This is a genomic window from uncultured Gimesia sp. (assembly GCF_937919775.1).
Lineage (GTDB): Bacteria > Planctomycetota > Planctomycetia > Planctomycetales > Planctomycetaceae > Gimesia.
Genome location: NZ_CALFPF010000399.1, coordinates 1 through 9,610, shown reverse-complemented (window position 1 = coordinate 9,610; position 9,610 = coordinate 1). Strand labels below are relative to the sequence as shown.

Annotated in this window: 6 protein-coding genes; 3 read left to right on the top strand and 3 right to left on the bottom strand. The window is 52.1% G+C overall.

The genetic code is table 11. The annotated features are described in order from the left end of the window. Window positions 1-34: 34 nt before the first annotated feature. From Q0294_RS10945 to Q0294_RS10935, 3 genes are all read left to right on the top strand, one after another. A complete protein-coding gene (locus tag Q0294_RS10945; RefSeq protein ID WP_299464763.1) occupies window positions 35-1,438 on the top strand; it encodes a DUF1501 domain-containing protein in 1,404 nt (467 codons plus the stop codon). Beyond that, on the top strand, window positions 1,435-3,375 hold the full coding sequence (locus Q0294_RS10940) for a DUF1549 and DUF1553 domain-containing protein (protein WP_299464760.1): 1,941 nt from the start codon (window positions 1,435-1,437) through the stop codon (window positions 3,373-3,375). The genes Q0294_RS10945 and Q0294_RS10940 overlap by 4 nt, the downstream gene beginning before the upstream one ends. Window positions 3,376-3,568: 193 nt before the next feature. Continuing rightward, entirely contained in the window at window positions 3,569-5,227 is a 1,659-nt protein-coding gene (locus tag Q0294_RS10935; RefSeq protein ID WP_299464757.1) for a LamG domain-containing protein, read from the top strand. Window positions 5,228-5,314: 87 nt separating this feature from the next. Here Q0294_RS10935 and Q0294_RS10930 read toward each other — a convergent pair whose 3' ends face one another. The 3 genes from Q0294_RS10930 to Q0294_RS10920 form a co-directional block, all read right to left on the bottom strand. Continuing rightward, a complete protein-coding gene (locus tag Q0294_RS10930) occupies window positions 5,315-6,643 on the bottom strand; it encodes a hypothetical protein (protein WP_299464754.1) in 1,329 nt (442 codons plus the stop codon). Then, on the bottom strand, window positions 6,640-8,253 hold the full coding sequence (locus tag Q0294_RS10925) for a hypothetical protein (protein WP_299464751.1): 1,614 nt from the start codon (window positions 8,251-8,253) through the stop codon (window positions 6,640-6,642). The genes Q0294_RS10930 and Q0294_RS10925 overlap by 4 nt, the downstream gene beginning before the upstream one ends. A gap of 120 nt (window positions 8,254-8,373) precedes the next feature. Continuing rightward, window positions 8,374-9,279: an ABC transporter ATP-binding protein gene (locus Q0294_RS10920; protein WP_299464748.1), complete on the bottom strand. Its 906-nt coding sequence runs from the start codon at window positions 9,277-9,279 to the stop codon at window positions 8,374-8,376. Between the last annotated feature and the right edge of the window lie 331 nt (window positions 9,280-9,610).

Here is a 9,610-nt window from a genome sequence, read left to right as displayed (position 1 = left end):
GGAGGGATTTGTCCAGCGCAGTCCGTCCGGCTTATTGAGCCGTCGGGAATTACTGCGTACTGCGGGCGGAGGAATCGGGGCGATGGCTTTGAGTTCTCTGCTCCAGGCGGATGGTGTCACTCATGCGGCTGCAGCTTCGAGTTCTTTTAAACCGAAGACGCCCGATTTTCAACCGCGCGCGAAACGCATGATCTGGCTGTTCATGCACGGCGGCCCAAGCCACGTCGATTTATGGGACCCGAAGCCGGATCTCGTCAAGTATTCCGGCCAGCCGCTTCCCGACAGTTTTGGTGAAGTCATGACGCGGCGAACAGTCGCGAAGAATCCTTTACTGGCTCCGGTCAAACCGTTTCGTCGTCGTGGAGCATCGGGTCTGGAAGTCAGTGATTTTCTGCCGCACACGGGGGCGCTGGTGGACGATTTGTGTGTCGTGCGGTCGCTGCATGGTGACAGTGTGAATCATCCGCAGTCGGTGTATCAGATGAATACCGGCAGTATTCTGATGGGACATCCAAGTGTGGGAAGCTGGATCGCCTACGGTCTTGGTTCGGAGAATGCTGACATGCCCGCGTTTGTCGTGATGCCGGATCCCGGTGGCGGTGTGAAAGGGGGCCCGCCGGCCTGGGGCAGCGGTTATCTGCCGGCGACGTTTCAGGGAACCACAATGCGGCCGGGAAAAACGCCGATTCTGAATCTCAAACCTCCGGCGTCGATTTCTGTACGACAGCAGCGTACGACGCTCGATTTGATTCAATCGATGAACCAACGTCATTGGGAGGCCCGTGATCAGGACGATGAATTGTCTGCGCGGATTGCCGCTTACGAGCTGGGATTTCGAATGCAGACGGCAGCTCCGGAACTGGTTGATCTGACACAGGAGACAAAAGAAACACAGACGATGTATGGTCTGGATGATCCCCACACAAAAGATTTCGGCGAACGCTGTCTGCTGGCGCGGCGGATGGTGGAGCGGGGCGTGCGTTTCGTGCAACTTTATTCTGGCGACACCGTCGGCTGGGATGCGCACAGCGATGTCACGAAAAATCATACAGACTATTGTCGCAAAACAGATCAGCCGGTCGCTGCTTTACTCAAGGATCTCAAACGCCGTGGACTGCTGGAGGATACGTTGGTTGTCTGGTGCGGCGAGTTTGGTCGGATGCCGATGAGCGAGCAGGGGAAAGGCCGCGATCATAATCCCTGGGGCTATTGTGGCTGGCTGGCGGGAGCCGGAATTACCGGAGGCCGTTATCACGGTGCCACCGATGCCATTGGTTTACGTGCCGTCGAAAATAAAGTACACGTGAATCAGTTTCATGCCACGCTGTTGCATTTGATGGGCCTGGATCATGAAACGTTGACCTATTTCCATAACGGCCTGGATGAGCGTCTGATTGGACCGGCGGAAGTGGATATCGCGAAAGGACTGCTCACATGATTCGCGGTTTGTTGATCACTTTCTGCTGTATGTTGTGTTGCACTGTGACGACGTTCGCTCATGAACGGTTCAAACTGATGGAAGAACCGATCACAAAATCAGACCGTGAGCACTGGTCGTTTCAACCAATTCAGAGACCGGAACTACCAATAGTCAAAAATACGAAATGGTCGCGGACCCCCGTCGATCGGTTTATTCTTGCAACTCTCGAATCCAAAGACCTGCAGCCGGCGCATGAGGCCGAGCGAACCACACTCATCCGCCGTTTGTATTTTGATGTGACTGGTTTGCCTCCGACGCCGGAAGAAATCGACCGTTTTCTGGCAGACGATTCTGCAGACGCTTACGAACGGCTTGTGGATCGTCTGCTGACTTCGCAGCATTACGGAGAGCGCTGGGCGCAGCACTGGCTGGATCTGGCGCGATTCGCTGAGACAGATGGTTACGAGCATGACAAACTGCGTCCGGATGCGTGGAAGTATCGGGACTGGGTGATCAAAGCGTTGAATGCCGACATGCCATACGATCAGTTCGTGCGCTGGCAACTGGCTGGCGATGTGATTGCGCCGGAGAACCCCGAAGCAAAAACCGCGACGGCCTTCTGCCTTTCCGGTCCTGATATGCCCGACATCAATTCGCAGGAAGAACGCAAACACACCCTGCTGAACGAGATGACGTCGACGATTGGCTCGGTATTCATGGCGTTGCAGATGGGTTGTGCTCAGTGTCACGATCACAAATACGATCCGATCAGCACGATTGACTTTTATCGCATGCGGGCTTTTTTTGATCCTGCAGTGAAGCTGGCCCGGAATCAGTCGGTGACGATGCTGGCTTCCGCGGGAACAGCCGGCACACCCAGTCACGTGATGCTACGGGGGGACTGGCGACAGCCGGGGCCTAAAGTACAGCCCGCGTTTTTACGCGTTGCGAATCTGAAAGAATTAAACGTTGATGCGAAAGACACAAAACAGCAACGGCTTGAATTTGCCCGCTGGCTCACACAGGCAGAACATCCGCTGACGTCCCGCGTGATCGTCAATCGGATCTGGCAGCATCATTTTGGACGCGGCCTCTCTGCTTCTCCCAGTGATTTTGGGACGATGGGCGAGCTGCCTACCCATCCCGAATTGCTGGACTGGCTGTCCGCGGAGTTGATTGCTTCCGGCTGGAAACAGAAGTCCCTGCATCGACTGATTCTGACTTCCAGCGTCTACCGTCAGGCCGGGAGACCGGCTGTGGATTCAGCGCAAAACATCATAGAGTGGAAGAAGTCTCTGAAAGTTGATCCCGACGGGGCACTACTCTCGCGATTCCCGCGTCAGCGTCTAGATGCCGAAGTGATTCGTGATGCGATGCTGGCGATCAGCGGTAAACTTTCCGATCAAACCGGAGGGCGAGGCGTGATGCCTCCGCTGCCGCGCGAGTTGCGGGCGACGCTGTTGAAAGATCAATGGAAAACCAGTGCCAACGTCGACGATCATTATCGTCGCAGCATTTATGTCTTTGCGCGACGCAATCTGAGGTACCCATTATTCGATGTGTTTGATCGTCCCGATGCCAACAGCAGTTGTTCGCGGCGTGGCAATTCGACGACGGCGCCCCAGTCGTTACTGATGTTGAATTCCGAGAGTTCGCTCAAGTGTGCGCAGGAGCTGGCAGGTTTCATCTGGGACAAGTTCGGCTCTGATTCTGACCGGCAGGTGACGCTGCTGTTCCGCCGTGCTCTGGGGCGTTATCCGACTCAAATAGAACAGACGGAACTGACCGCGTTTCTGAAATCACAACGCAGATTACTTTCCTCCGAAAAACGTCCTGCCAGCCAACTGTTACTCCCCCTGACCGATGCAAAGATCAAAGACCCGTATGCGGGGGCCGCCTTGACAGATCTCTGCCTTGCCATCCTGAACACCAGCGAATTTATTTACGTCGACTAAGCGGCATTGCTTACAGATTATCAACCACAATCAGCTATTTCCGGTATGGCAGGTGGGCAGTTATCCGATCTCTGCTGCCAACCTGAATGATCACTTTCCTCTTATTTTGGTTGCATATTTAGTTAGGAATCCTAAGAATGGGTTGATACACACCACTGTTTTTCCTGAAATTTACTTGTGAAGGCGAAAAGTCATGCGATATGTGAGTTACCTGCTGCTGTTTTTTACCTGGAGTGTGACGAGTTTTCACGCGATGGCTGTCAGTGCTGAAGAAAAGGCTTTGAGTGGCCAATGGCGATTAATCGGAGATAGCCTGGATCAAAGCGGAAATCAAAACAATGGTGTAAACCGGGGCGTGCTGCTGAAGCCGGATCAGCCTGCGGTCTTTGATGGGCGGAACGCGTATATTGAAGTTCCCGATTCGGAATCGTTGTCTCTGGGGACCGGCGAATTTTCGATTTCGGTGTTTGTGAATACGAGTGCCCACCTGGATGACGTGATTGGCACCGTGCTCAGCAAGTATGATGCGAAAACGCGCAGAGGGTTTCAGTTGAGTATTAAAAACCATGCCGGCGTCACCAGCAGCCAGTCCAATGACCGCCATCTGCAGTTTGGGATTGATAATGGAAAAATGGATGCGAAGTGGACCGACCATGGTCGCCTGGGCGAGGCGATTCTGGTTTACAGCATGGCTGTTTATGACGGACAACTCTTTGCTGGGACCTGTGTACCGGGAAAAGAGGCCGCCGGTCGCGTGTTTCGCTTTGATGGCGGTCAGAAGTGGATCGATTGCGGCACGCCGGATGTCTGTAACGCGGTGAATTCCCTGGCCGTGTTTGACGGGAAACTTTATGCGGGGACAGGCAAGTATCGTTTGAAAGGTTCTTCACTGTCCGAATCGGAGAACCCGAATTGGGGGGGCAATGTTTACCGGTATGAAGGAGATGGCAAGTGGGTTGACTGCGGCAACCTGCCGGGAGTGGAAGCCATTAATGGGATGGTGGTTTATAAAGGCAAGCTGTATGCCTCTTCGATGTATGCACCGGCTGCTTTTTATCGTTATGACGGGGGCAAGCAGTGGACCTCGTGCGGCGTGCCTGACGGGAAACGTGTTGAATCGATGGCGGTTTATAACGGCGATCTGTATGCAACCAGCTATGACGCAGGCGCCGTCTTTCGTTTTGACGGGAAGGACTGGACGCATGCTGGAAAAGTGGGCGAGTCGACGCAGACTTATGGCTTCACGGTTTACGAAGGGAATCTCTACGTGAGTGAGTGGCCGCACGCGGAAGTCTATCGCTATGCAGGCAAGGACAAATGGGAGCTCGCCGGGAAACTGGGGGATGAGAAAGAGAGCATGCCGATGGTGGTGTATAACGGCAAGATGTATGCCGGCTCTCTTCCGCTGGCAGAAGTGTATCGTTATGACGGCGGAGTCGACTGGACGAATACGGGGCGCCTTGATATGACGCCCGATGTGCGTTATCGCCGGGTCTGGTCGATGGCCGTTTTTCAGGGCCGCATGTTTGCCGGCACCTTGCCCGCGGGTCGCGTGCATTCAATCGAAGCCGGTAAAAGTGCGACTTACGATACGGCGCTCAAACCGGGTTGGCGCCACATTGCTGCAGTGAAAGAAAAAGACCGGCTGAAACTTTACGTCGATGGCGCACTGGTAGCGACGTCTTCTGCATTTGATCCCGCCGACTATGATCTGACTAACGACAAACCGCTGAAGATCGGCTTTGGCGCACACGATTATTTCAACGGGAAAATGAAAGACCTGAAACTGGTTCGGCGGGCGCTGAATGCGGATGAGATTCAGAAACTGTATCAGGCCGACAAGCAAGACTGATTCAGATCACCGTGATCGAGAAATAAAAAAGAGCCACCCGAACTGGTGGGTGGCTCTTTTTGTTTTATCCAATGGATACATCGGCTGTTACTGAATTCCGTAACGTCGACGCAGATCGTTTTCCAGTTCGGGGACACGTCCCTGTTCTTTGTTCCAGAGCGGTTTTAACGGGAAGCTGGCAGGAACCTGCAGACCTTTGAGGTCATGAATATATCTCCAGAGAATGACGGCCTGCAGCCCTTCTTCAATGGCCAGGTCTTCACTCAACAGGCTGGGATATTTATTCAGCACCAGAGCATACAGCGCCATGCCTTTTTCGAGTTGTACTTTAGCTTCGTCGAACTTACCGCTGCGGAAGAGTTGCTCACCATCGTAGATCGCCTTGTGGGCATCGATGGTTTCCGTTTCCGATTCGGAAAGAGCACGGGTCCGCCAGAAGCGATAGTTGGACGTATCCTGATAACGATTCGTCCAATGTCGGACATCCGCTTCCGTGATATTTTCGTCACGTCCTGCGAGGTTTTTGATATCGTCTTCGGTCCATTCGAGTACGATCGGGCCTTTGGGCGTGATAAACTCTTCCCGGCCGAAAATCGTGGTCCAGTCTTTAAAGCCTTGCGCCCAGGCATCGGTGCGCTGTTTTCCGAATTTTCCTTCGCGCTGCATGGCGTTGGCATAATCGAACTGAGCATGCCAGGGAGAGGCACGGAACAGCATACGCATCTGTAAATGTTGCTTATGCTTCAATTCTTTTTCATTAGCGATCAGGAATTTTTCCTTGGCGACCTGATAGTTATCCAGGCGTTCGGGATTGATTTCCGGATCGGGGCCCCCTTCATAACGTTCGGCGTCGGGATCGACCTTATAGAAATTTCGGAATTGTCTCCACTCGTCAGATCGCCCGACTTTTTGTCCGTGCAGGTTGCCGACTTTCCAGTCGAGTTCGGGGTAACGTTCGTTGCGGGTCACACCCTCGTTCAGGAACTTGATACCTTCCTTGACCCAGAAATAGCGGTCTTCGACGGCGTCCCATTCTGCGGAAACGTTATACGCCAGATTCCAGCCCTGGAAGTCCCAGACTTTCATATAGTGCGGCTGCAGGAGGATGATCGAATCCACGGTCGAACGCAGTTTGGCCCATTCCTTTTTCTTCTGATAATCATTGGCGTCCATCCACAACAGGTTAGTGGCAATTCCCCGCAGGCCCAGCAGGACGAAGTTCATCGACGCGCTGGAAGGGTCCACATCACCCAGGGTGCTTTCACCCAGTTCATGCTGGACTCGTAATTGGGCAAGCTCGCCGCCAGAACCTTCTTCCCCTGTGGAAGGCATACCTAACCAGATCACCGGGATCAGCAGTACGATAATGGCCATGACATAAGCGAGCTTACGATGTTTGGAAGTGAGTTTGTTCATTTCGCCTCCAATTCGCGAAGTTTCAAGCTATAGAAAGAAACAATTAAACAAGGAAGAATATAGGCCGCAGCCGTGATAATGCCTGGCAGTAACGCTGCATCCCATGACACATCGAAACCCTTAATGACATACTCCCGCATATTTGAGTAGATGCCAAAGTTCGGAATAATCTGCTGGCATAACCAGAGGAAGTTAATAATACCGCCATCAACAATTCCAATAATGACCTTCACAGGTCCGTCAGGAAGTGCGGTTTGCGAGTTCATATGGGTGATCAGTCGATACCAGGCTTCGATGGCTCCAGCTGCCTGCATCTGACCACTGAGAAGTTCATTCATATATTCTTTGGACATAAAGCCGACCATGACGATCGTTAACGTGGTCAGAATGGCGACGGGGCCTTTCACGAAACAACTGATGGTGACGCCGAGCATGATCACGATCACCATCGGCAGCCAGATCCCGAAGACGGCTTTGGAATAACCTGAAAGGAACGCATGGTCGGGCGTACGAATAAAGAGGTCAGGCCGGGCCATACCCAGCAACTGCCCTGCTTCCAGACACTGGACTTCGACGGTCAGATTTCCCTCCTTATCAACCAGATCGGTGAAAATATCCAGCTCGGCCCCGGTTCCCCCTTCGGCATTGTCGTCTTTAAGTTTACGGTTGATTTCCAGAACGTTGTCTGAATATTCCTTGTTGATCAGCGGTCGGGAAGGAACACGCAGGTTTTTATCGTCATTGACAAATATGAATTGATAGAGGATACCCCCAGCTCCCATATTGCCTTTGTGAGTTCGAAAAGCTTCAAAAGAAGACTGCAGCACCAGCTTGTCGTTAATCGCATCGCTTTCGTCGATTCCCTTGAATTTATAGACAGCGCGTGCTTTGGTGGCCCCTTCGATGTAACTGCGGTACATCCAGATGTCACCCACATTGATGCCTGCCGCTGTGGAGGCGCCTTCGCGGTCGGTAAAGGAAATCGCGCCGTACACGGGAACTTTGGAGACCAGTTTATACTGGGCGCTTTCCGGAACCTGCCGATTGATCCAGATGTAACCGACGCCCCCCATTACGACCAGAATGGCGGTGCCCAGCAGCGTGAACCCGAGCATGCGGCCCATGACGATTTCAATCCGATAAACAGGCTTGGTGACGACGGTATGAATCGTGCGCAGTCGAATATCTTCGGGCAGTGACCAGCAGGCCAGCAGCAGCATAATCGGAATGACGAGCCAGCTGATAGCTTTGAGCACGAAATCAATGTAGGACTGAACCTGCAAATCAGGTCTGTCTGCAGCACCGGCAAGAAACCAGCCGGCGAACATGAACAGGACGGCAAAGATAATGAAGACGAACAGAATTTTCTGTCTGAGAGCTTCGCGGATCGTCAAAACAGACAGTGACCAGACGCGGCGGCAGGAAACGTGGATCATCTGAACGAAGAAATCCAGGATGCCCGAAAAGACATCTGCGACTCCTTTGAGACCGCGTGTGAGGACGCCGACAATGAAACACACAATAATCGCGATCAGCATCGTGCTGCCAAACACACTGAGAAAATGTTTAAAAGCATCCAGCAGATCGTACGGAATAGGATCAAAAGACATAATGATTTACTTCTGTGAATAACATCTCAAAGGAAATGATGCCCGACTGTTCGAATCAGCCAGGGACAGAGTTAATAATCTTGAGTAAAGACATTAGAAACATACAAAAAATAATGTTGCTTACTCGGAAGCCTTTTTCTCTTCGGTGTCTGGAACAAAACGCTGTCCAGGACGTTCTTTGCTTTCCTGAACGGTTTTCAGGAACAGTGATTCCAATGTTGCGGTCGGATGGTCAATCGTACCAACCGTTCCGTGGTGTTTCGCAACCACCTGTTCAATTTCCTTGATTGCCTCATCACTCAGACGGGAAGTCAGGATTTGGGTTTCATCCTGTTCTTTTAACAGGTCGTCGACGCGTCCCATGACTTTCAATTCACCGCCATACAGAATGGCGATCCGGTCGCAGACATCCTGCACGTCAGCCAGCAGGTGGCTGCACATCAGCACGGTTTTACCCTGTGCCTTCAGTTCCAGAATCATGCGTTTCATATCATCGGTACCGAGCGGGTCGAGACCACTGGTGGGTTCGTCGAGCAGCACCAGATCGGGATTGTTGATGAGTGCCTGTGCCAGACCGATGCGGCGGGTCATCCCTTTGGAATATTCTTTGAGCTGACGTTTCTTGGCATGTCCCAGACCGACTTTTTCAATCAGTTCGGCAGACCGTTCACGGCGCTCCTTGGCAGACATCTTGAATAAACGCCCGTAGAAATCGAGTGTCTCTTCGGCATTCAGAAAGCGGTACAGATAGGACTCTTCCGGCAGATATCCGATGTGTTCGTTCTTTTCCACATTCGACGCCGGCTGCCCGAGTACCTTGATTTCCCCTTCCGAAGGAAAAAGCAGGCCGAGCAGGAGTTTCAGAGTAGTGGTTTTTCCAGATCCGTTGGGTCCCAGGAGGCCGAAGATCTCCCCTTTTTTGACTTCCAGGCTTAAGGAATTGAGTGCACGAACTTTTTTACGGCCCCAGAAATCCCGGTAGATTTTTGTCAGATTGCTGATCTGAATGACTGGCTCGTTGTCCATTGGCGGTTCTTAGCTCCACAATTTGTTAGTTAGATTATGACCAGTAATAAGAACAGTTTCTCAGTCCTGAAAAGAGAACCAATTAAACTAACGCTAGAATATTTGCGAGTTTACTACGATTTGTGTCAGACCCCTGTTGGTAAAAAATTCAATTTTCCAATACAGAAAATCAAAAAAACAGGGGACAAAGCAGATCACTGACAGGCCAGCATCCATAACAGGGGCCAAAACTCAGGATTCCATTCAAAAACAATGATCCAAAGTGATTAACACTCTAAAATCGGGGGCCGGCTCTTGCAAGCTAGTAGAGTGGCATAGTGGGTTAAGATTT